The organism is Psychrobacter sp. Ps4, from assembly GCF_022129285.1.
In the GTDB taxonomy this organism is placed as follows: domain Bacteria; phylum Pseudomonadota; class Gammaproteobacteria; order Pseudomonadales; family Moraxellaceae; genus Psychrobacter; species Psychrobacter immobilis_A.
In genome coordinates, this window is sequence record NZ_JADQAK010000004.1 from 14,984 (window position 1) to 37,158 (window position 22,175).

The following is a 22,175-nucleotide window of genomic DNA, read 5'->3' on the forward strand; positions in this document are numbered from 1 at the left end:
TATGACAAGGCAGCTGAGCGAAGAGGTATATTTGATACCTCAAGCGAGGTTAACGCCGCAATACTATTACAGTGGCCTGACCATACTAATTATCATAAAGCTGTCAATAACCATACTATTGCTAACTCTATTGCGAATACTGTTTTATGAAAAACCCGACTTCTAAATTAATAAGTAATTGGCTGCAGCCTTCATTAAAGACGTGGCGTATTGCGAACAACTCTAATGTTTGGGCACATTGCGCGAGCGTGGGATTTTTTGGTTTCTTATCAATTTTTCCAGTAATGGCGGTGTTTGTACTGCTTTATGGTCTCGCGTTTTCACCAGCTGAGATGCAAGAGCAAATCTCGGTTTTGCGTCCCTTTATACCCGACACGGTGTATGAAGTCCTCAATTCACGCCTAAGCGCATTGGTCTCTAATACCACATCCGCGCTCACGTTCAGTCTTGTCTTATCGACCTTACTCGCCCTTTATGCTGGCTCTAAAGGTGTTAAATCTTTAATTATTCTTATCAATCTTGCCTTTCATATCACTCAAGAGCGTAACTTCATACAAGGTAACATTTTAGCAGTCAGCTTAACCTTTGGCGCGGTAGTAATCTTGATTATAGCGGTCTCTTCTATTGCTATTATTCCTGTAGGGGCAGCCTATTTCCCCTTCCCGCAAATAGCTAAAACGATTGCACTTTGGAGCAGGTGGCCTATATTGGCTGGTATCATATTTTTAAGCTTTTTAAGTCTCTATCGCCTAGCCCCAAACCGTGACGCCGTTGCGCTAAAAAAACTGGTACCAGGAGCAACTCTGGCGACCATTCTTTGGATTGTATTGTCTGTGCTATTTTCGATTTATGTGCAAAACTTTAATAACTATAGCGCTGAGTTTGGCGCGCTTTCAGCTGCCGTGGTCATTATGCTTTGGCTTTATTATTCAGCATTTATCGTCGCCTTTGGTGCGATTTTTAATTCTGAAGCCTTAGAAAGCGCCAAACCTTATGCTGTACGAATGTACTAATAACATACCCTTTATCCTCAATTTTGCTGCTTTAGGAATCTCACTGTCATGACTGAATCTACCAACGAATCAGACGACTCGCGCAAGTTAAACGACTCAGAGCAATCTACCGACTCAGTCAATAACCATAACGATCAAGCAACTGATGCTGAAAATGAGCAAGCAGTGCCTACTTATAAGCGCCATGCAGAAAAAGCGGATAAATCTGCCATGATAAAAAAGGCACTTCTGGCGCTATTGGTTCTGATTGTATTAGGCGTTATTGCCTATGGTCTATATAAAAGCAATCAGCATAGCGAACCTGAAGTCGTGACTTTGCAAGGGCAGATGCAGATGCAGCAAACCTCCATCGCTGCAAAAGTACCGGGACGTATTGCCAAAATTCTGGTCACAGAAGGTGATGCGGTGACGGTCGGGCAACAGCTGATTGAAATGGACTCGCCTGAGATTAACGCAAAGATCAATCAGGCGCTGGCTGGCAAGCAAATGGCACAAAGTCAGTTAGATAAAGCCGAAAATGGCGCCCGTCCACAAGAGATCGCTCAAGCAAAAGCGGCTTGGCAAGCCAACAAAGCTGCTTCTGATTTGGCAGAGAACACTTACCAGCGTGTCAACCGCCTTTATGAAGAAGGCCTTATGGCACGGCAAAAACGCGATGAGGCGTATGCGCAATATCTGGCCACTCAAGATCAAACTGAAGCGGCGCGCTTGCAATACGATTTGGCAAAAGAAGGCGCACGCAGTGAAGATAAATCAGCGGCGACAGCGCAAGTAGCGCAAGTCGATGCGCAACTAGAAGAAGCACTGGTGGCAAAAGAAGAAGCCAATTTAAAAAGCCCTATTGCAGGCATTGTGGACAATGTCATTGTCAGCGCGGGTGAAGTCATCGGACAAGGCGTGCCTATCTTGACGTTGGTCAATACCGATGAGCAGTGGGTCGTACTTAATGTCACCGAATCCTACTTAAACCAGTTTGCGATTGGTCAGCAATTTACTGGTACGATTCCTGCGCTGTCATCAGCAAATAAGCCTTATACCAAACAGTTTACCGTTTATGCTACGTCAACATTGTCTGACTTTGCCACTTGGCGGCCGACCAATAATGATGATGGATTCGATGTACGTACCTTTGAAGTAAAAGCACGTCCGACGACTCCCGATGCACGTATTCGCTCAGGTATGAGCGTTATTGTACGCGTCAATCCAGCACTTACTAATGCAAGCCAAGAGTAAGCCATGCACCCGATGAAGTTAAGTAAGGCTTTTTTACGTAGTGCTGCCTATGAGCGACGGTTTTTGACCAAAAATCCGTGGGACTTTAGTATGGTGGTCTGGATACCACTGGCAACCGTCCTACTGATTTGGTGGATATTTTCACAAACACAGATTACGGATTTGCCCATTGGGGTGATAGACCAAGACAATAGCCCGATTGCCAATACCGCGGTACGCTATTTGGAAGCCAGCCCTACTCTAACGGTTAGACAACTTTATTACTCAGAGGCTGAGGCAAAAGCGGCTATTTTGCAGCGTGATATTTACGCTATTGTCATTATCCCTGAAGATTTTTCTCGGCATATTTTATCTGCTGAGCCTGCTCCATTAATTTTACAAGTAAATGCTCAGTACGGTACACATTCGGGCATTATCCAAACCAGCGTTCAAGCGGTCGCTGGGACGTTATCGGCAGGCGTTGAGATACAACGCTTGGTCAAACAAGGCATGGCACCGTCGCAAGCTGCGATTGCTTACTCACCGATTGGCATACAGCGTATCAGCCTGTTTAATGCAGCCACCGATTATCAGCAGTTTTTGGCTTCAACGGTCATACCCGCGCTGCTGCATATTTTAGCGATGGTGATCGGTGCAACGACGATTGGTCGTGAGCTGCGGGATAAACGACTCGGCCACTGGTATCGCTTTATCAGTACAGGTCATCCCAATTTGACACGAATCACAAAAAACGAGTCAACATCAGGGCAAATATTAAATGCCGTAGAAAACAACCATAACATGAGCAAAAATGATCAAATCTCTGTCTCTAGTCATGCGAATGAAGATATGACGGAAAGTGCAAACGTTTTAGTCTTATTGTTTGGTCTGTTGGGCAAATACTTTTGGCCGACATTGGCCTTTAGCATTTGGGCGATGTTGGCTCTATGGCTTGCCACGCCGCAAGAATCCGTTGCCATGAGCTCAGTGCTTGCAACTTATGCTGGTTTGATATTATTAATAATGCTATCGTTTTGGCTGGGTGCTATCTTTACCTTAGGCTCATTTTCATTACGCATGGGCTTGTCTGCTACTGGTTTTATTTCAGCACCTTCTTATGCCTTTGCTGGTGTGACCTTCCCTTATATTGCTATCAGTGACAGTGCTCGGCATTGGTCAGATGCACTGCCACTCACTCACTATCTAAAACTGCACATTGCACAATTACAGATGCAAGCCCCTGTTGCTGTGTCATTGCCGATCGTCTATGGTCTGGCTATTGCCACGACGATTGCGATGACCCTGACTACTTTATTAACCAAACGCGCGCTGGCGCATCCTGAACGTTGGGGGGCGCGCTAATGTCATTACCACCAAAAGACCATTTATCTTCGACAACGTCAGATTCAACCAAGCAGTCCTCAACACCTAGTTTCTTAGGTAGTTTTTTACAGACCATTAAGGACATCTTTTCTGATAAAGGTGTGCTATTACTCTTACTGATTGCCCCTATTATTTATGGTTTTTTTTATCCTTGGCCGTATTCGACAGAAGTGGTCAACCATGTACCTGTTGGTATCATTGATAACGACAATAGTAATCTATCACGAACCATCGTTCGCTATGCGAGTGCCAGTCCACAGTTAGACACACAGCTTTTTCTCAACGAGCAGCAGGCTAAAGAGGCCATGTGGTCAGATGAAATCGCTGGGTACATGGTCATTCCAAGTGGGCTTGAGCAGCAAGTACTATCGGGAAAAGCGGCGAGCGTCAGCGTATTGGGTAATGGCGGCTACTTTCTGTTAAATAAAAACGTACAGATGGGCTTTTTAAAAGCAGTCAGTACGGTATCAGCAGGGATTGAAGTCAAAAAAAACGTGGCACAAGGTGCTTATTCAGCAACAGCGGCTGCTAATACTCAAGCGGTACCATTAGTAATTATCCCTTTATACAATCAAACAGAAGGTTATGGCGCTTATGTGGTGCCAGCGGTCTCTATTCTAATTTTGCAACAAACCTTATTAATCGCCACAGCGATGCTGATTGGTACATGGTATGAGCAGCGGCGACATGCGACAAGTATCCGTGGTTGGCTTGGGCGAATTGCTGCGCTCAGTATGTTTAGCTTCATTATTGGCTGCTTTTATTATGGTTGGACATTTGAGCTACACCACTATCCGCGTGGGCAAAACATGCTTGGCAGTTTACTGTTCCTTTTGTTATTTTGTCCAACCGTGGCGACACTTGGTTGTGTGCTTGGACTCTGGTTTCGCCAGCGCGAACGTAGTATGCAAATCCTAATTTTTAGCTCACTACCGATGTTTTTTGTCAGTGGTTATCCGTGGCCAGCAGATCAGCTGCCCACAGTTTTACAGATCATACGTTGGTTCGTACCCACGACACCGGGTATCAACACCTCCGTCCAGCTTAATCAAATGGGGGCTAGTATTTCCCAAGTTTCTACTGGATTTTATGCACTAGCCGCCTTATGGGTGTTTTACTTTGCGCTACTTATGTGGGTGCGCTGGCATGACGCGAATAAAGCACTTAAAACAGTGTCCTAAAGCAAAAGACGATTGCATGTCATTAGCGACTGCCATCAATAAAAGCCAAATCAATAATCCTGAATCAAAAAAAGCGCCTGCTAAATAGCAGGCGCTTTTTTATTTATAACGTTTTAATATTCTATCACTTAAAAAACACGATTAAGACCATTTAGTGCCGCCACGCGATACGCTTCTGCCATCGTTGGATAGTTAAAAGTAGTATTCACAAAGTACTCAAGTGTATTATTGCTCTTACACTTCATCACGGCTTGTCCAATATGGATAATCTCTGATGCATGGTTACCGTAGCAATGGATGCCTAAAATCTCTAACGTATCACGATGGAACAAAATCTTTAGTACGCCTGAGCGTTCACCAATGATTTGTGCACGTGCCAAATGCTTGAAGAATGCTTGACCCACTTCGTATGGGACTTTTTCGTCGGTTAGCTCTTGCTCAGTTTTACCGATACAAGAAATTTCAGGAATCGTATAGATACCAGTTGGCACGCTTGACACTGGTTCCGCATCGCTATCACCAACCATAAAGGCCGCCGCACAGCGTCCTTGGTCATAAGCGGCAGAAGCCAAAGATGGCCAGCCAATCACATCGCCTGCGGCATAGATATTTTCGATTTCAGTACAATAGGTATCATCAACTTTTAATTGACCACGGCTGTTTGCTTTTAGACCAATCGCTTCTAAGTTTAAACCTTCCGTATTACCTGAGCGACCATTTGACCAAAGAATGGCATCAGATTTGATGCGCTTACCACTCTTTAGATGCAAGACGACATAATCGTCATGCGTTTCAAGATGATCAATCTCTTCATTACTACGAATCAATACGCCAAATTGTCTAAAGTCATGCGCGATAGCATCGCTAATCTCGCTATCGAGATAACTGAGCAATTGATTTTGGTTATTAATCAAATCAACCTTATAACCAAGACCCGTAAAGATAGAGGCATACTCACAACCGATCACGCCCGCACCATAGATGATAATTTTTTTGACCACATAATCCATTTGCAAAATTTTATCAGAATCAAAAACGCGCGGATGGTTAAAGTCTAAAATTTCAGGGCGATAAGGACGACTACCAACCGTTACGATGGCTTTATTAAAGGTAATGGTTTCAAAGACATTGTCATCGGTTTCAACACGCAAAGTATGAGCATCAATGAAACTTGCCCAACCTTGAATCACTTCAATGCGATTGCGTTCATAGAATCGTGTGTGCGTACTAACCTGATTGCGAATGACTTTTCGAGCATTGGCAAGCACTCTATTTAGAGGAACTTGCTTGTACTCCATCGCCTTGGTAAACATAGGATCACGGCGAAAGTTAATGAGGTTAAATACCGATTGGCGCAGTGCTTTACTTGGAATCGTACCCACATGGGTAGAGTTACCACCTACCTGATCACGTGGATCAATGACCACCACTTTTTTGCCAGATTTAGTCAGTTTCATAGCTGCCGCTTCGCCAGCAGGACCTGCTCCTAAAACGACCGCATCATACTCATACTCGTGGTTATCGCCTTTTAAGCGACGTGAATCTTTCGTATAACCAGACTTGATATCGATTCGCGTATCATCGAGCGGATTAATAAGATCAGGATGGTGCATGACATCATCAGTGACCTGCTCATGGGTTTGTTCAATATTTTGTTTTTTATTTTTGCCTTCAGTATGTTCAGGATTCGGCACGCGACCGCTTTCTTTATTTGATACTTCGGTATGAATGTCTTTACCAATATCATTGGTCGCGTCGCTTGGTTTTTTAGTTCCCATCGTGTCCTCTTTACATTTACTTATTTATTTGATTTTTAGACTGTGTATGAATCAATAATTGCTTGAGTCAAAACCACACGACTAAGGCGTGCCCACCATACGTTGTGACACAATATTTTGCAGTGTCCAATGCCCAGTCGCGCTTTTTTGTCCCTCGTCAATCTGCGGACGCGCACTAATCACATATTCTGTGCCAAGGCTTGGTTTAAAGTCATCAATCCAATCATAAGGTACCTGAAACACGCTGCCATCTTTGCTTGATTTGGCCAGTAAACACTGCATCGGTAATGCCGAGGCGCAGGCCACACGATTGGGCATGATTGTTAGCGTTTGCGCTTCACCCAATACAATGGTTGGGATATAACGTGGCTCAGGCACTGGCTCAAGTGAAAAAGGTGACGTTTGGCAAGCACTCAGTAAACTGACCGCACTCAGCAAGCTGGCCAATAATAAAGGGGTCTTGCTAGATTTATAAGATGAACTCATAATATTCTCTATGTGATAATGAGATGGTATTAAATGATAGTTATTAATAGTGATGCTTTAAATAATGGTTCTTTTTTGAGCAATCGTTATTGCTAAATCGTTATTACTAAACAATTAATTGATTCAAGCCATTCATTGATAGCTTATATTTTATTAGCCGATACGGCGTTTGAGACCCGTCATCTGCAAGATGCGCGTAGCGATTTCTTCAACGGACATCTCAGAGACATCAAGGCTTGGAATACCATGCGTGATATAAATCCCCTGTATCGCCCGCTGCTCCTGCTGACATTGCTGATAGCTCGAATAACGACTGCCCGCACGGCGCTCTTGACGGATTTTCACCAAGCGATCGGTATCGATCAATAGACCAAACAGCTTGTCTTTGTGCTCGCGCAATGCTTTTGGCAATTGATTATCGTACAAGTCATCTTCGGTCAAAGGATAATTTGCTGCTCGAATACCGAACTGTAAGGCTAAGTATAAAGAAGTCGGTGTTTTACCTGAACGTGATACGCCCACCAAAATAATATCGGCCGCATCGTAATGACGCGTACGCGCACCATCATCATTGTCTAAAGCGAAATGCACCGCGTCGATACGTTCTTTATAAGTCTCAGAATCCACATCGTCGTGTGCATGACCCGAATGTCCGTCAGGCTCCACACCCGTTTCTTCAGCGACGCGACCTATCAAACCCTCATACATATCCAAGTTACAGCTTTGGGCAGAATTGATCTTTTCACGAATATCAGGGTTAACAATCGTATCAAAGACTAATGGCAACAAACCATCTCGTTGATACGCCATGTTGATTTGCTCAACAGCGTCTTCTGCACGCTCTAAGCTATCGACATATGGCAACACTCGTGTTTCAAAAGGTACTGAAGCAAACTGACTCAAGATAGCGCGGCCAAGCGTCTCCGCCGTAATCGCTGTGCCATCTGAGATAAAAAAAGCGGTTCGAACGGCTTGAGAGCTGTCTAAGTTTAACGCGTTGCGATTTTGAATAGTGGGATTCAGTTGTTCAGCTGGATTACTTGAGTACATAACGTTGGCACCTCGATTGAAAACACAATGGTAATCTTCATTTGGCTTTTATTTTTGATCGGCTTTAGACTTGATTTTCAGACGTAATTTTCGTTTTGTATAAGCGCTAATATTGCACATTTATATCAGGATAAACCGCTACTATTTATGCTCTACATTATACGCATAATAGCGACCTAATAGAAATCAATGTTACAGGCGTACACTTAGAAAGCCACAGTGCCTTTAATCTTATCATGCCGATTAATAACCATTATTGTGCTGACTGGTTACTCATACTAGCGCAGCATTATCTGCTATATATAAAGGCAAATATTATAAGAATATCCTAAAGCTCTTCTGTTATTTATTTTAAACCCTCTATTTATCAGCCGATTTATAAACATATCTTGATAATTAGAGTGGTCTTTACTCGCATTTTTACGTCATCTCAAAAATAAAAAAATGAATAACCTTCTATTAATTATGTAGCAAAGCCCACAATTTGTATCTTTTTGACAAAAATATTGGTTCAACCCCTCGAAATTCTCCAAATATAGCGGTATAATTCACCGTTATAATCTTTACTAAATAACCTTATTTTCTGGAGTTATCATGGCAGCGCAATCTACAGCACTTGTAATCAATCTTGATCAGCTAGGAAAAGACGACATTGAAATGGTCGGCGGCAAGAACGCCTCATTAGGTGAAATGATCAGCCATTTGTCTGATTTGGGTGTTAGTGTACCAGGCGGCTTTGCCACCACATCAAATGCATTTAACCGCTTTTTGAATGAAACTGGCCTGCTTGACAAAATCAACAGCGAACTAAAAACGCTAGATGTTGATGATGTCAAAAAACTTGCAGAAACGGGTAAAAAGATTCGTACTTGGATTATTGAGCAAGAGCTGCCAAGTGATCTTGAGCAAGAAGTACGTCAATCGTTTGAAACGATGAGCGGCGGCGAAGACATCGCGGTTGCTGTACGTTCTTCTGCGACTGCCGAAGATTTGCCAGATGCATCATTTGCGGGTCAGCAAGAGACTTTCTTGAACATTCGCGGCATTGATAACGTCCTAATTGCAATTAAAGAAGTATTTGCATCACTATATAATGACCGTGCCATCTCTTATCGTGTCCATAAAGGTTTTGAGCATGAAGGCGTTGCCTTATCTGCTGCTGTACAGCGTATGGTTCGCTCAGAAACTGGCGCGGCGGGTGTGATGTTCACGCTAGATACCGAAAGCGGTTTTGATCAAGTGGTATTCATCACGTCAAGCTATGGTCTAGGTGAAATGGTTGTACAGGGCGCGGTTAACCCAGATGAATTCTATATTTCTAAGCAATTGCTAGCCAATGGCAAACCATCGGTGATTCGCCGTAACCTAGGCAGCAAGCATAAGAAAATGATTTACGGTGATGAAGGTAGCACCACTAAATCAGTGAAAACTGTCGATGTTGAAAAACAAGATCGTATGCAGTTCTCATTATCAACTGAAGAGCTAACCTCTCTTGCTAAACAAGCCGTAACAATCGAAAAGCATTATGGCCAAGCAATGGACATCGAATGGGCAAAAGACGGCGATACCAATGAAATCTTTATCGTTCAGGCGCGTCCTGAAACGGTTAAGAGCCGCCAAGACAGCAATGTTATGGAACGTTATATCATCGACACGACTAACGCTAAAGTATTGTGTGAAGGTCGTTCAATCGGTCAGCGTATCGGTTCAGGCAAAGTCCGTATCGTTAGCAACTTAAATGAGATGGATAAAGTACAAGAAGGTGATGTACTCGTATCAGACATGACCGATCCGGATTGGGAACCAGTCATGAAGCGTGCTTCTGCTATCATCACTAACCGTGGTGGCCGAACCTGTCACGCAGCGATTATTGCTCGTGAGCTAGGTGTTCCAGCCATCGTTGGTTGTGGTAATGCGACTGAGCTATTGGTTGATGGTCAAGACGTAACTGCTTCTTGTGCCGAAGGTGATACTGGCTTCATTTATGAAAGCCAAATTGATTTTGAAGTGCAGACCAACTCTGTTGAGTCTATGCCAGAGCTTGCCTTCAAAGTAATGATGAACGTTGGTAATCCAGATCGTGCCTTCTCATTCACGCAAATGCCAAACGAAGGTATTGGTCTTGCGCGTTTAGAATTCATCATCAACCGTATGATTGGTGTGCATCCAAAAGCCTTGCTAAATATGAACAGCTTGCCACGCGAAATTGCACAAGCCATCCAAGAGCGTATCGCTGGTTATGCCTCACCGGTAGATTTCTACGTGGATAAGTTGGTCGAAGGTATCTCAACGCTAGCCGTTGCCTTTATGGATCAGCCAGTTATCGTTCGTATGTCAGATTTTAAATCAAACGAATATGCTAACCTGCTTGGTGGTAAATTATACGAGCCATCAGAAGAAAACCCAATGCTTGGTTTCCGCGGTGCCAGTCGTTATGTGTCTGATAATTTCCGTGACTGCTTTGAGCTTGAGTGTAAAGCACTAAAACGCGTACGTGATGAGATGGGCTTGACCAACGTCGAGATTATGATTCCATTCGTTCGTACCGTTGGCGAAGCCAAAGAAGTCATCGAATTACTTGAGAAAAACGGTCTAAAACGTGGCGAAAACGGTTTACGCGTTATCATGATGTGTGAGCTACCAACCAACGCCCTATTGGCAGATGAATTCCTAGAGCACTTCGATGGTTTCTCAATCGGCTCTAACGACTTGACTCAGTTGACACTTGGTCTTGACCGTGACTCAGGTATCGTCTCACATCTATTTGATGAGCGTGATCCTGCGGTTAAGAAGCTATTGACCATGGCGATTGATGCGTGCCGTAAAGCAAACAAATATGTCGGCATCTGTGGTCAGGGTCCATCAGACCATCCAGATCTCGCGTTCTGGCTCATGGAACAAGGTATCAGCTCAGTGTCGTTGAACCCTGATTCTGTACTAGATACTTGGTTCTTCTTAGCTGGTGAAGAAGCGAAGTAAGCCCTAACGTTCAGTCACGGCAGTAATTCACACAGTCATTAAAGGAACAATGATTAGGGTCTATTTGAAAAATGTTAAATAGACCCTAATATTATGTATCATATATAGTGACTTAAGATATGACTAACTATGCAGGCAATTATGCAGATTTTCCTTGCTCGAAATAACGTACAAGCTGGTCCCTACAATTTGGAGCAGCTGAATATCATGTTGGCATCTGGTGAAGTACTGCTGGATGATTTGATGTGGCATGAAGGCTTAGACCAATGGCAGCGTGTCGGTAACTTGACTAATAATCAAACGGTTTATCGACCTACAAACGTTGGCAGTCATGATGTTAATGACTCTATTATCAATAATGTAACTGTTTTTCCTGAAGACAACGCTAGCAATAGCTCGGATAGCAAATCAGTTTCATTAGATAGATTGTATGGCAAGCCTGAACGTCCAAAAGACACGGATAAAAATATGAAAGCTGACATGACCACCAATCGTCAGCAAACACCGCACAATAATGTGTCACTAAACAAGTCTAATAGCAATAAGGCTGCGTCTAGCAAAGACAAAGTCGTCGGCAATGTGGTACTTGCACCGATTATGTCGCGAGTATTAGCAACAGCCATCAATGGACTACTCTATCTACTGGCTATTTTTCCGCTAGTGATGGCATTGACCAAAATGGATGTGGATTATACCAAATTCCAAAATATCCAAGACATGGATGCGGCTTATCAGTATTCAATGACACTGATGGAGAGTCTTCCTAGTAGCACATTGATGATGTCGCAAGTGATGGTATTTGGCTTATTTGCGCTGCAATTGGTATTTATCACACTGCGTGGTCAGTCACTCGGTAAGCTGATTACGGGTATTCGCGTGGTGGATCAAACCACCCATCGGTTGCCCTCTTTTACCAAGCTTATTGGTGTGCGTACTTTGTTATTATTTATTATTTATAACTTATTGTTTTCGTTTACTAGCTTTTTAGGGTTCGTGATTATTGCTATTCACTATTACATGGCATCGAAAAGCCCTGAAAATATCGGCTGGCATGACAAATTGGCCAAAACCTTAGTGGTAAAAGCAGATAGTAGTCAGTTAGTGAAAGAACCAAAGATAAAATAGCTTGTTTATTAACAATCCATCTTATTGTTTTGATAAAAAAGCAGCGTGTTATCGTTGCTTTTTTATTGTGAGAAGATAATTCATTGCTTTTGTAGTTTATTGGCAGTATCTCAGCGATTAACCTTTGTGTTAATGTCTGACTACTGTTATAATACGGCGCTTTATAAACTAAGCTTATTTCTTATTATTTATTCATAATAATAGCTAGAAATCGGGCTTACCTTATAAATCTCCTTGCTATTAACATAGGGTTAATAGCTACTAATCCGTAAGGAGTCATAATGCGACATTACGAACTGGTGTTACTTGTACACCCAGACCAAAGCGACCAAGTGGTCGGAATGGTTGAGCGCTACATCAAGTTAGTTCAAGACAACAACGGTGTTATCCATCGTTTAGAAGATTGGGGCCGCCGTCAATTGGCATATCCAATCAACAAGATTCACAAAGCTCACTACGTTCTTTTCAACATTGAAACTGACGGTGAAACTTTAGCTGAACTTGAAGAATTATTCCGTTATAACGACGCGATCATTCGTAGTCTAGTTATGCGCCGTGACGACGCTGTCACTGAAGAGTCGCAGTTAGCCAAGAATGCCGATGAAAAACGCGCACGCAAAGCAACTACTCGTCGTCCAGACAGTCGTGAAAACGATAATGACGACAACGACAACAGTGAAGACTAATTAAAGGAGAATACTCATGGCACGTTTCTATCGCCGTCGCAAATTCTGCCGTTTCACTGCTGAAGGCATCACTCACATCGATTATAAAGATGTTGAATTGCTAAAACAGTACATCAGTGATAATGGTAAAATCGTACCAAGCCGCATTACCGGTACATCTACTAAATATCAGCGTCAACTAGCTACTGCTATCAAGCAAGCTCGTTATTTATCGCTACTTCCATACACTGATAACCATCAGGGTTAACCGTTAATTTTAACTAGGAATGACTCATGCAAATTATTTTGTTACAGCGTATCGTCAACCTTGGTAAACTCGGTGAAACTGTCGATGTGAAACCAGGTTACGGACGTAACTTTCTTATCCCTTTGGGTAAAGCACTACCTGCTACTGCAGCTAACATTGAAAAGTTCGAAGCACGTCGTGCCGAGCTTGAAGCTGAAGAAGCGAAAGAAGTAGCTGTTGCTCAAGAACGTGCTGATGCGCTAACTGACGTTAATGTCATCATGCGTGCTAAATCAGGCGACGAAGGCAAGCTATTCGGCTCTATCGGTACTCGTGATATTGCTGAGGCATTGACTAACTCAGGTCTAGAAGTAGACCGTGCTGAAATCAAGCTTCCTGAAGGCACTTTACGTCAAGTTGGCGAATACAATGTTGATATTCAGCTACATCATGACGTTACCGCTACTATTCTAGTTACCATTCTTTCTGAAGATGGCGACAACGAAGAGTCAGCAACAGAAGTTGAAGACGAGAACGAAGATTATTCAGAAGAGTAATTTTTTGAATATCTAGATCTAGTCTAAAAAAGCCAGTAACGTCATGTTGCTGGCTTTTTTGCGTTTTGCTATCGCGCTTAATTGATGATTTTATCAGGTATTTTGAACAGTGATATATTCTAGCAACTATTTGTAATAAATAGCTTGGAAAGCCTATACTTAACAATAAGATACTACCTATAAAGTCATCTTTATTATTGTCACCTGAGTTGATATGCTCGTTGTATTTGATTGATAGATTTTATTTAGATAACGATAGGCTGCAATGACATGATAAATACTGACGACAAATTACGCTGTACCCAAGGCAATCATTTTTATAGCGAAGGTGAAATTTATAAGGTGGGTAGAATCGTTAATAATAAATACTTTCAAATCCTAACCGATAATGATGCAGACCACTGGTATGCAACACTGGATGATAGAGGCATTTATGTGAGCTTTGATTCGAACCTAGGATTAGCAGAAAACGAGAGAGCCTATTTTGAAAAAATCGATGAGCTACAAGCTGAAAGCTAACAGCCTCCTAAATTATTCAAAAGCACTCAAAAGCATTCAAAATTTAAAAACGGTCAATATAATGGCCGTTTTTTTAATTAAATATCAATACGATTACAGGACAGATATGCGACAGAGCGCGGCCACTCAGCGGCTGTTTTCGGCACTTCTTGGTCAGCAGCTATTATCTTGGCTGCATTTATCCAGCCTGCATGACCGATGACTAATACTGGGCTATCTTTTTGTTCAGTTGAAACCTTAACCAACCAACCTTCAACACGCTCAAATAGCTGCTGCAAGCTCTCTCCATGACTGGGCGCAAAATGGGCAAAATTATGACACCACTCATCAATCTCTTGCTTGGTGATTTGCGCCCACCGACATCCATCCCATTCGCCAAAATGAATCTCAGCCAATTCAGGCACGACGCGACACTCAAAACCACGTTGCGCTAATATTTGCCCGACTTTTAGTGAACGTTGTAAGGGGCTGACCCAAATTGTTTTTGGCAATTGATGCAAACGCACAAAGCGCTCGATTTTATTGGCAAGACGTTTCAACTTACGTTTATCGACGCCGACATCAGTTTGTCCAATACAAATTCCTTCAGTATTCATCGGTTTGGGATGACGCCAAATATAGAGAATCATGAATGAGTATTGTCCTTGTTGACGATTTGATTTAAATAAAGGGTATAGAAGCAGCCAGTCCGATATAAATAGCAATTTCACTAAGCTGCTGCGTCGCGCCGAGCCCATCGCCCGTGTAACCATCCAAGCGCCTGCGTAATAAACGTCGCATGTAATCAGTGGCTATCAGCGCCAATATCATGGCTAACAACCATTGAGCAAGCCCAATCTGCTGCATCGTATTGGGGAATATAAGTGCGACTAAAATAATAGCCAATATTAGCCAGCCACTGCTATATAGCCCTTGTATTGGCGTCAACTGCTGCGCCATCGGTTTGGCTTTTGCGTGTTCTATCTCTCCACCATAAGGCAGTAAAGACAGCAGGCTAATGCAAAGTAAACGCGATGCGGTATGTCCTAGGATAAGCGCGATGACAGCCATTGATATCGGCATCGAGGCAAGTAAGCTAATTTTGAGTAATAGCGCAGACACCAAACCTAATACACCATAAGTACCTAGGCGCGAGTCTTTCATAATAGTCAGTGTGCGCTCGCGAGTCAGACCACCGCCGAGACCGTCACAGCTATCCGCAAGACCATCTTCATGAAAAGCGCCAGTGAGCTTAATTCCAAAAGCTGTGCTCAGCACTGCAGCAACTAGGGGCGTAAATAACAGACTGCCCAGCCAAAACACGCCAGCACAGAGTAAGCCAACCAGTAAACCGACTGCGGGAAAATGGCGACTGCTCTGATGCAACCATTGCGGATCATAATGCTTAAATGGTGGTACTGATAATCTCGTTAAAAATTGAACGGCGACCAGTAACAATATCCATTCATGCTTTATCAATTGAGCAAGGGTTCGTCTAGGCGAGGATGGCTGATTTGATGATTGTGACATCAGTTGGTTTGCTCACTGATACCGGCGTCACTAAAGCTTGCCATCTCATTGATAATGGCGCAAGCGGATTGCAACAATGGATACGCGAGCGCAGCCCCGCTACCCTCGCCTAAGCGCATGCCCATATTAAGTAAAGGCTCAGCATTTAGTGATTTCAATAAATGCGCGTGCCCCGGCTCAACAGAGTGATGAGCAAAGACCGCGTATTGAGCAACACCAGGCGCTAGGCGTTCAGCCACCAATAATGCGCTACTGGCAATAAAACCGTCAATCAGGAGAATACGCCGTTCACTAGCAGCTTGAATCAGCGCACCCGCCATCATGGCAATTTCAAGCCCGCCCAATGCAGCGAGTACATCAAACGGTGCTTGTGCCTGTTGATGACGCTCTAATACTTGCGTCAAAATATCCGTCTTATGCTCTAATCCTGCATCGTCAAGCCCTGTGCCGCGACCAATACAATCAGCAATGGGAAAATTGCCCAATCTCGCCAGCAAGAGACTCGCCGCCGAAGTATTACCAATACCCATCTCCCCAACAATCAACAGATTACCCGCTAGATTCTTGACGACTTTCATGCCGTTTTCTAGCGCTATTAAACACTCTGTTTCTGTCATTGCAGGCTCTGTTAACGCATCACGACTACCATGACGAACCTTGTAATCCAGCAATTTTGGATGAGGAGCAAAGTCGGCATCCACCCCAGCATCAACAACCTTTAACTCAATATTATGCTGGCGTGCCAGTACGTTGATGGCGGCACCGCCTTGCAAAAAGTTATGAACCATTTGCGCAGTGACAGCACTAGGAAACGCTGATGTACCATGCTTAGTTAAACCATGGTCTGCCGCAAACACTCGTATTTGCGCTTGCTCAATATGCGGTGTGATCGTTCCTTGAATCATGCCCAACTGCACAGCGAGTGCCTCTATTCGCCCAAGCGCGCCCAGCGGCTTGGTTTTTAGGTCTATAATCTGCTGTAGCTGCAGACGTAATTCATCATTTTCTATATTGGCTATAGTAGGCGCGGTAAATATGGTCAAGGTAGGCATCCTGATAATGGTACGTGTGAAGCAAAAAGCACATACTAGCAGAGTATCTAAGCTTTACCATGAATAAAATCAAATATGAGCCGAATAGATTCCCTAGCAGCTTGGATTTACTATAGAATATGCCCCTTTAAAAATCCATATACCTATTGATGCTGCTATTAATGAAATAATAGCTAAATAACAGCATCCACAATTATCGCTATCAACCCTACATGTAGAGACAGTAATGATCGTATTTTGGCTTGTGCTGACCATTCTTTTTATTATTTTTGCCACAGCAAAGTTAAAGTGGCATCCTTTTTTAGTATTGATATTATCAGCCTTTTTAGTAGCGCTATTTTACCAAGTGCCGCTTAATACTGTTGCTAAAACCATCTCGGATGGCTTTGGCGGTATTTTAGGTTACATCGGTCTGGTTATTGTCTTCGGTACTATCATCGGGCTAATCCTTGAAAAAACAGGTGCCGCCATTGTAATGGCAGAAACGGTCATCAAAGTTTTGGGGCCCCGCTTCCCTACTTTGACCATGTCTATCGTTGGTGCTGTAGTTTCAGTACCAGTATTCTGTGACTCTGGCTATATTATTTTAAACTCATTGAAAGAAACATTGGCCGAGCGTTTACATGTATCCAGTGTGGCGATGAGCATAGCCTTAGCGACAGGCTTATACGCAACTCATACCTTTGTACCGCCAACCCCAGGTCCAATTGCCGCAGCAGGTAACTTAGGACTAGAGTCGAATTTAGGTTTGGTCATCATGGTCGGTGTGGTGGTGACAGCGGTTGCTGTACTGGCTGGCTGGTGGTGGTCTAATCGCTTCTTGAATGTCGCTCCCGACAATATCGACGCACTGGACGCGCCAGCAGCGACTTTGCCTGAAAATATGAAGTCACGCGACGACTATAGCAGCATGCCATCCGCAACAATGGCGTTTTTGCCTATCATTGTCCCTATCGTATTGATTTGCTTATCGTCTGTTGCGAACTTCCCAAGTGCACCATTTGGCAGTGGCACGTTGACAGATATTTTAGTGTTTATCGGCAATCCACTCACGGCATTACTGATTGGTTTATTCTTGTCTTTCTTGCTAATTAACACTGAACAAAAAACGCAGCAAATTAGCGACAGCATCTCTCAAGGTTTGGTTGTGGCAGCGCCTATCCTATTGATTACTGGCGCAGGTGGTGCATTTGGTGCCATGCTAAAAGTAACACCTATTGGTGACTATTTGGGCACAACGTTATCTGCGTTAGGGCTTGGTATTTTTATGCCATTCATTGTCTCTGCTGCATTAAAAACGGCACAAGGTTCGACCACAGTCGCCTTGGTCACCACCTCTGCGATGATCGCGCCGTTATTGGATCAAATTGGTCTCGACAGTGAGCTTGGTCGCGTATTTTGTGTGATGGCCATTGGTGCAGGTGCCATGACTATCTCGCACGCCAATGACAGCTTTTTTTGGATTGTCAGTCAGTTTAGTCGTATGAGTGTGGCGCAGGCTTACAAAGCCCATTCTATGGCAACGGGTATTCAAGGCGTGACCAGCATCGTCTTTATCTGGCTATTAACCTTGGTATTTATTTAAAGAGATTCAAAGAGACATTCATGAAAATTTTAATTGCTCCCGACTCATTTAAAGAAAGCTTAGACGCACTGGATGTTTGCCGCGCCATTCAATCTGGCTTCAGCCAAGTGTTTCCAGAGGCTGATTATAAGCTACTGCCGATGGCTGATGGCGGCGAAGGCACGTCTGCGGTACTGTCTTATGTATTGGGTGGACGCTGGAAAGAAGTGGTGGTCAATGATCCACTGATGAGACCGATAACGGCAAAGTATTTGTTATTGCCCGACGCTACGGCTGTCATCGAAGTTGCTCAAGCGTGCGGATTACATCTACTGACAAGCGATGAACGCAATCCTGTCATTGCTAGCAGTTACGGTGTCGGCGAGCTGATTGCTGATGCGTTAGAAGAAGGGGCTAAACGTATCGTGATTGGTCTAGGTGGTAGCGCAACCAATGATGCAGGTCTTGGCATGCTAATGGCATTAGGCATCACATTTCACGATATCGATGGCACTCTACTCACTCATGGTGGTGGCGCACTTGCCAGCCTACATAGGCTTGATAATATAAATCTTCATGTAAAGGTATTAGACACAGTATTTGAAGTCGCTTGTGATGTGACCAATCCTTTATGTGGTCTTTTTGGTGCGAGCGCAGTATTTGGTCCACAAAAAGGCGCTTGTCCAGAGCAAGTCAAAGCCTTAGATAAAGCACTTAGTCACTTTGCCACCATGTGTGGTCATCACGGTTATGAGGACTGCCAACATGTCGAAGGCGCTGGAGCAGCTGGCGGTCTTGGCTACGCGATGATGACGTTCTTTCAAGCTCAGCTAAAATCAGGCTTTGACACAGTTGCTGAGGTGGCTCATTTATCGCAGCATATCGCAGAGGCTGATCTCGTTATCACTGGCGAAGGTAAGCTCGATGCGCAAACAGCCATGGGTAAAGTGGCAGGTGGCATCAGTCAGCTTGCCAAAGCCAGCCATACGCCAGTCATTGCTATTTGTGGTAGTGTTGACGGACTCAAACCTGCGCAAACTAGCCAGTTCGAGGTCATCATGCCCAGTATTCAAAAAGTAGATACCATCGAAAACGTACTGAGTCAGGCTTATGACAATATTGAAACCACGGCTGTAAATATTGCTGCTGCTATGCGCTTAGGTATTAATATGAGATAGATGTTTTTATCATTTCAAAGCAGAACAGAGCCAAACCATTTAATCTGTTTTTTGGCTCCATTCTGTATACATATCACAATATTTCTGGATGCCAGTGTCACAGATACGCTTTAACCCTGCTAACCCACCTACTCTATCGCCATAGACACCATCACTTAGAATATAAATTTTTGCTAATTCGTTTTGCACGTCTTGATATCCTAGCTGATTATAGCTTTCAAACCAATGCGCTGCTTTGCTATAGTCTAATTTTACACCCTCCCCTTTATAATACATAAAACCAAGGTTAAACTGAGCTTCTGCCATGCCTTGCTTAGCTGCTTTTTCGAACCATTCAGCCGCTTTTACGTTATTTTTAGAAACCCCTTGACCCTGCTGATACAGAACACCTAAATTAAATTGAGCACCAGCAACGCCTTGTTCAGCAGATTTTTTGTACCATTTAAACGCTGTTATATTATCTTTAGGGACACCTTTCGCATCGGCATAAGCAATGCCTAAATTAAACTGTGCTAACTTGTTATTTTGCTCAGCTGCCTGTTGCCAATGTTCAAGGGCGCTGATATCGTTTTGAACGACACCTTCACCTTTAGAGTAAAGATTACCAAGATTATATTGGGCTCTGCTATAGCCTTGTTTAGCAGAATGGCTATAGTAGGTAAAGGCTTTTTCATGACTTTGTGGTACAGCTATACCTTGATCGTACATAACACCGATATTATATTGCGCTTCAGCTAATCCTTGACTGGCAGATTTATTCAACCACTCAAAAGCTTTGACATTATCTTGCTCGACATCTGAACCTGCTGCATACATAACACCCAAATTATACTGAGCAATAGCATTTCCTTGCCGTGCTAGCGACTCAATAGTAGCCAAATCACTTATCAACACTGAATCTTCGGCAATAGCAGGTATTGGTAGTCCAGCTATCATATAAGTCATTACAATATTAAAGTATGTCTTTTTTAATAGCTGTATATTCATTATTAGTCCATAGATGTAGCATAAATCGAAAATACATCTAAATAAATTATGGCGTGTTTCACGTTCATATATAGATACTGTTGCTAGCCAAACTGTATGACAAACAAAATGTAAGGCTAATTATTCATGCATTAATGCTATAACCATTTCGTTACTTCATCAATGACAGTATGCAGTCTATTAGAGAGTGCATGCCGTCGTCTTACCGCAAGATATAGCGTCTCGCTAACGGCAACAGGCAGATGATGGCTTTTAATGAGCTCAGGCTTTGGATAAGCAGCCACTGCATGTGCAGGTAGCACGGTAAAGCCTATACCCCTACTCACTGGCTCTAAGATTAATCCTATCTGATTAGAAAAGCCTTTTTTCTCAAAATCATTGATGTGCTGGAATTCAGGATAATTAGCGCTTAGCAGCATACCTGCATGATGGGCACCATCTGGATGATCAATAAAGCCAAGCTCGGTGAGATGCTCCCAGCTCGGCTCTACCGTAGTTGCAGGTGTCACTAATATTAGCGCTTCTTGAGCCATAGACTTACAACTGACTGTCTCCTCATCTGAGACATCCGTCATAAAACCAATGTCAATCTCATGACTTGCCAGTGCCTTCTCTATATCAGAATTGGGTGCAAAACGGTAATCAATCACTAGTTTTGGATACTGCTGCTGTAATGTCAAAAGCTGCGGATATAGCTTGAGTCCCACACTACCAGGCGACATCAAACGCACCAATCCTTCATAAGGAGGATCTTCACCGATGCGCTGCTCCAGATGTGATAAGCGCTGCAATATCTCGCCTGCTTCTTTACAGAGCTGCTCACCTGCATTGGTCAGTGAAAACTGCTTTCCTTGACGAATCAGTAAGTCTGTATCCAACTGATCTTCTAGCTTGCGTATGTGCTGACTCACGCCAGATTGGGTCATGTGTAAGCGTTCAGCCGTACGAGTAAAGTGCCCGAACTCGGCAAGCGCACAAAAAGTGCGCAACCATGTGATATTTATCATTACGATACATAATTATTTATATAATATTTGATAATTTTACATAATAATCGTATGTTTGTATACTGGCCTCATGTTAAATAAGAGTACAACTAACAGGAGCAAAAGCTATGAACAACGTTTATCCAAGGAGTTTTTCGCACATCGGCCTTTCAGTTCCCGACCTAGAAGCCGCCGTAAAATTTTATACTGAAGTAATGGGTTGGTACACCATCATGGAGCCAACAGAGATTGTTGAAGATAATAGCCCGATTGGTGAGATGTGTACTGAAGTATTCGGTTCAGGTTGGGGCAGCTTCCGTATTGCTCACCTATCTACTGGTGACCGTATCGGTGTTGAGATTTTTGAATTTAAAAATCAAGAAAACCCTGAAAATAACTTTGAATATTGGAAAACAGGTATCTTTCACTTCTGTGTTCAAGATCCAAATGTTGAAGAGTTGGCTGAGCGCATCGTTGCAGCAGGCGGTAAAAAGCGTATGGAAAAACCACGCTATTATTACCCTGGTAAAAAACCTTACCGCATGATCTATATGGAAGACCCGTTTGGCAATATCGTCGAGATATACAGCCACAGCTACGAGCTTATTTATAGCGAAGGCGCATACTAAATACAGCTTAATACAGCCTTGGCGTGTATCTGACTGATAAACAAATAGCGACCTCAGAATATGAGATCGCTATTT

At 43.3% G+C, this 22,175-nt stretch carries 21 protein-coding genes; 13 read left to right on the plus strand and 8 right to left on the minus strand.

The annotated features are described in order from the left end of the window. Window positions 1-146 precede the first annotated feature (146 nt). Genes I3252_RS03530 through I3252_RS03545 form a run of 4 tightly spaced genes read left to right on the plus strand, consistent with a single transcriptional unit; the run spans window position 147 to window position 4,789 of the window. Window positions 147-1,013 carry a YihY/virulence factor BrkB family protein gene (locus tag I3252_RS03530; protein WP_238034247.1) on the plus strand — a complete coding sequence of 289 codons (867 nt, stop codon included), beginning with the start codon at window positions 147-149 and terminating at the stop codon, window positions 1,011-1,013. Between the two features lie 48 nt (window positions 1,014-1,061). Further along, the gene (locus I3252_RS03535; protein WP_193009347.1) at window positions 1,062-2,246 is read left to right on the plus strand and encodes an efflux RND transporter periplasmic adaptor subunit; all 1,185 of its coding nucleotides are present in this window, start codon (window positions 1,062-1,064) and stop codon (window positions 2,244-2,246) included. Between the two features lie 3 nt (window positions 2,247-2,249). After that, window positions 2,250-3,587 carry an ABC transporter permease gene (locus I3252_RS03540; RefSeq protein WP_238034248.1) on the plus strand — a complete coding sequence of 446 codons (1,338 nt, stop codon included), beginning with the start codon at window positions 2,250-2,252 and terminating at the stop codon, window positions 3,585-3,587. Beyond that, a complete protein-coding gene (locus I3252_RS03545; RefSeq protein ID WP_238034249.1) occupies window positions 3,587-4,789 on the plus strand; it encodes an ABC transporter permease in 1,203 nt (400 codons plus the stop codon). The genes I3252_RS03540 and I3252_RS03545 overlap by 1 nt, the downstream gene beginning before the upstream one ends. Before the next feature lie 128 nt (window positions 4,790-4,917). Here the strand turns inward: I3252_RS03545 and sthA are convergent, their stop codons facing one another. From sthA to I3252_RS03560, 3 genes are all read right to left on the minus strand, one after another. After that, window positions 4,918-6,567, minus strand: a complete 1,650-nt coding sequence (gene sthA / locus I3252_RS03550) for a Si-specific NAD(P)(+) transhydrogenase (protein WP_045452107.1) — start codon at window positions 6,565-6,567, stop codon at window positions 4,918-4,920. Between the two features lie 81 nt (window positions 6,568-6,648). After that, on the minus strand, window positions 6,649-7,053 hold the full coding sequence (locus I3252_RS03555) for a DUF4377 domain-containing protein (RefSeq protein ID WP_238034250.1): 405 nt from the start codon (window positions 7,051-7,053) through the stop codon (window positions 6,649-6,651). 153 nt (window positions 7,054-7,206) lie between these two features. Next, window positions 7,207-8,103, minus strand: a complete 897-nt coding sequence (locus I3252_RS03560; protein ID WP_045446910.1) for a pyruvate, water dikinase regulatory protein — start codon at window positions 8,101-8,103, stop codon at window positions 7,207-7,209. Window positions 8,104-8,697: 594 nt separating this feature from the next. On the opposite strand from I3252_RS03560, the gene ppsA reads away from it, so the two are divergent. From ppsA to I3252_RS03590, 6 genes are all read left to right on the plus strand, one after another. Continuing rightward, on the plus strand, window positions 8,698-11,082 hold the full coding sequence (gene ppsA / locus I3252_RS03565) for a phosphoenolpyruvate synthase (protein ID WP_045452104.1): 2,385 nt from the start codon (window positions 8,698-8,700) through the stop codon (window positions 11,080-11,082). A gap of 129 nt (window positions 11,083-11,211) precedes the next feature. Then, window positions 11,212-12,207, plus strand: a complete 996-nt coding sequence (locus tag I3252_RS03570) for an RDD family protein (protein ID WP_238034251.1) — start codon at window positions 11,212-11,214, stop codon at window positions 12,205-12,207. A gap of 281 nt (window positions 12,208-12,488) precedes the next feature. Then, on the plus strand, window positions 12,489-12,893 hold the full coding sequence (rpsF, locus tag I3252_RS03575; RefSeq protein WP_045446907.1) for a 30S ribosomal protein S6: 405 nt from the start codon (window positions 12,489-12,491) through the stop codon (window positions 12,891-12,893). A 16-nt stretch (window positions 12,894-12,909) separates the two neighbouring features. Continuing rightward, on the plus strand, window positions 12,910-13,140 hold the full coding sequence (gene rpsR, locus I3252_RS03580) for a 30S ribosomal protein S18 (protein WP_010198808.1): 231 nt from the start codon (window positions 12,910-12,912) through the stop codon (window positions 13,138-13,140). A gap of 26 nt (window positions 13,141-13,166) precedes the next feature. Beyond that, a complete protein-coding gene (rplI, locus tag I3252_RS03585; protein WP_045446903.1) occupies window positions 13,167-13,676 on the plus strand; it encodes a 50S ribosomal protein L9 in 510 nt (169 codons plus the stop codon). Between the two features lie 270 nt (window positions 13,677-13,946). Beyond that, window positions 13,947-14,195, plus strand: a complete 249-nt coding sequence (locus tag I3252_RS03590) for a hypothetical protein (protein WP_055124252.1) — start codon at window positions 13,947-13,949, stop codon at window positions 14,193-14,195. A gap of 77 nt (window positions 14,196-14,272) precedes the next feature. On the opposite strand, the gene I3252_RS03595 is transcribed toward I3252_RS03590, so the two are convergent. The 3 genes from I3252_RS03595 to cobT are packed head-to-tail and all read right to left on the minus strand — an operon-like array spanning window position 14,273 to window position 16,756. Beyond that, window positions 14,273-14,824, minus strand: coding sequence for a histidine phosphatase family protein (locus I3252_RS03595; protein WP_238034252.1), 552 nt, complete (start codon window positions 14,822-14,824; stop codon window positions 14,273-14,275). A 31-nt stretch (window positions 14,825-14,855) separates the two neighbouring features. Further along, window positions 14,856-15,704, minus strand: coding sequence for an adenosylcobinamide-GDP ribazoletransferase (cobS, locus tag I3252_RS03600; protein WP_193009354.1), 849 nt, complete (start codon window positions 15,702-15,704; stop codon window positions 14,856-14,858). Beyond that, window positions 15,704-16,756: a nicotinate-nucleotide--dimethylbenzimidazole phosphoribosyltransferase gene (cobT, locus tag I3252_RS03605; RefSeq protein ID WP_193009355.1), complete on the minus strand. Its 1,053-nt coding sequence runs from the start codon at window positions 16,754-16,756 to the stop codon at window positions 15,704-15,706. Before cobT ends, cobS begins: the two co-directional genes overlap by 1 nt. 226 nt (window positions 16,757-16,982) lie before the next feature. Here cobT and I3252_RS03610 point away from each other — a divergent pair, with 226 nt between their 5' ends. Both I3252_RS03610 and I3252_RS03615 read left to right on the plus strand, forming a co-directional pair. Continuing rightward, a complete protein-coding gene (locus tag I3252_RS03610) occupies window positions 16,983-18,341 on the plus strand; it encodes a GntP family permease (RefSeq protein WP_193009356.1) in 1,359 nt (452 codons plus the stop codon). A gap of 20 nt (window positions 18,342-18,361) precedes the next feature. Continuing rightward, on the plus strand, window positions 18,362-19,498 hold the full coding sequence (locus I3252_RS03615; RefSeq protein ID WP_193009357.1) for a glycerate kinase: 1,137 nt from the start codon (window positions 18,362-18,364) through the stop codon (window positions 19,496-19,498). Between the two features lie 39 nt (window positions 19,499-19,537). Here I3252_RS03615 and I3252_RS03620 read toward each other — a convergent pair whose 3' ends face one another. Further along, entirely contained in the window at window positions 19,538-20,434 is an 897-nt protein-coding gene (locus I3252_RS03620) for a tetratricopeptide repeat protein (protein WP_193009358.1), read from the minus strand. 188 nt (window positions 20,435-20,622) lie between these two features. Beyond that, on the minus strand, window positions 20,623-21,492 hold the full coding sequence (locus I3252_RS03625) for a LysR family transcriptional regulator (RefSeq protein WP_193009359.1): 870 nt from the start codon (window positions 21,490-21,492) through the stop codon (window positions 20,623-20,625). Between the two features lie 107 nt (window positions 21,493-21,599). On the opposite strand from I3252_RS03625, the gene I3252_RS03630 reads away from it, so the two are divergent. Next, window positions 21,600-22,100, plus strand: coding sequence for a lactoylglutathione lyase family protein (locus I3252_RS03630; RefSeq protein WP_193009360.1), 501 nt, complete (start codon window positions 21,600-21,602; stop codon window positions 22,098-22,100). Window positions 22,101-22,175 lie beyond the last annotated feature (75 nt).

Excerpts from the sequence above, each read along its gene's own strand:
- rplI (WP_045446903.1), top strand. The coding sequence starts at position 13,167 with ATGCAAATTATTTTGTTACAGCGTATCGTCAACCTTGGTAAACTCGGT.
- ppsA (WP_045452104.1), top strand. The coding sequence starts at position 8,698 with ATGGCAGCGCAATCTACAGCACTTGTAATCAATCTTGATCAGCTAGGA.
- I3252_RS03615 (WP_193009357.1), top strand. The coding sequence starts at position 18,362 with ATGAAAATTTTAATTGCTCCCGACTCATTTAAAGAAAGCTTAGACGCA.
- I3252_RS03625 (WP_193009359.1), bottom strand. The coding sequence starts at position 21,492 with ATGATAAATATCACATGGTTGCGCACTTTTTGTGCGCTTGCCGAGTTC.
- cobT (WP_193009355.1), bottom strand. The coding sequence starts at position 16,756 with ATGCCTACCTTGACCATATTTACCGCGCCTACTATAGCCAATATAGAA.
- cobS (WP_193009354.1), bottom strand. The coding sequence starts at position 15,704 with ATGTCACAATCATCAAATCAGCCATCCTCGCCTAGACGAACCCTTGCT.
- I3252_RS03560 (WP_045446910.1), bottom strand. The coding sequence starts at position 8,103 with ATGTACTCAAGTAATCCAGCTGAACAACTGAATCCCACTATTCAAAAT.
- I3252_RS03570 (WP_238034251.1), top strand. The coding sequence starts at position 11,212 with ATGCAGGCAATTATGCAGATTTTCCTTGCTCGAAATAACGTACAAGCT.
- I3252_RS03545 (WP_238034249.1), top strand. The coding sequence starts at position 3,587 with ATGTCATTACCACCAAAAGACCATTTATCTTCGACAACGTCAGATTCA.
- I3252_RS03530 (WP_238034247.1), top strand. The coding sequence starts at position 147 with ATGAAAAACCCGACTTCTAAATTAATAAGTAATTGGCTGCAGCCTTCA.
- I3252_RS03630 (WP_193009360.1), top strand. The coding sequence starts at position 21,600 with ATGAACAACGTTTATCCAAGGAGTTTTTCGCACATCGGCCTTTCAGTT.
- I3252_RS03540 (WP_238034248.1), top strand. The coding sequence starts at position 2,250 with ATGCACCCGATGAAGTTAAGTAAGGCTTTTTTACGTAGTGCTGCCTAT.
- sthA (WP_045452107.1), bottom strand. The coding sequence starts at position 6,567 with ATGGGAACTAAAAAACCAAGCGACGCGACCAATGATATTGGTAAAGAC.
- I3252_RS03535 (WP_193009347.1), top strand. The coding sequence starts at position 1,062 with ATGACTGAATCTACCAACGAATCAGACGACTCGCGCAAGTTAAACGAC.
- rpsF (WP_045446907.1), top strand. The coding sequence starts at position 12,489 with ATGCGACATTACGAACTGGTGTTACTTGTACACCCAGACCAAAGCGAC.
- I3252_RS03555 (WP_238034250.1), bottom strand. The coding sequence starts at position 7,053 with ATGAGTTCATCTTATAAATCTAGCAAGACCCCTTTATTATTGGCCAGC.
- I3252_RS03620 (WP_193009358.1), bottom strand. The coding sequence starts at position 20,434 with ATGATAGCTGGACTACCAATACCTGCTATTGCCGAAGATTCAGTGTTG.
- I3252_RS03595 (WP_238034252.1), bottom strand. The coding sequence starts at position 14,824 with ATGATTCTCTATATTTGGCGTCATCCCAAACCGATGAATACTGAAGGA.
- I3252_RS03590 (WP_055124252.1), top strand. The coding sequence starts at position 13,947 with ATGATAAATACTGACGACAAATTACGCTGTACCCAAGGCAATCATTTT.
- rpsR (WP_010198808.1), top strand. The coding sequence starts at position 12,910 with ATGGCACGTTTCTATCGCCGTCGCAAATTCTGCCGTTTCACTGCTGAA.
- I3252_RS03610 (WP_193009356.1), top strand. The coding sequence starts at position 16,983 with ATGATCGTATTTTGGCTTGTGCTGACCATTCTTTTTATTATTTTTGCC.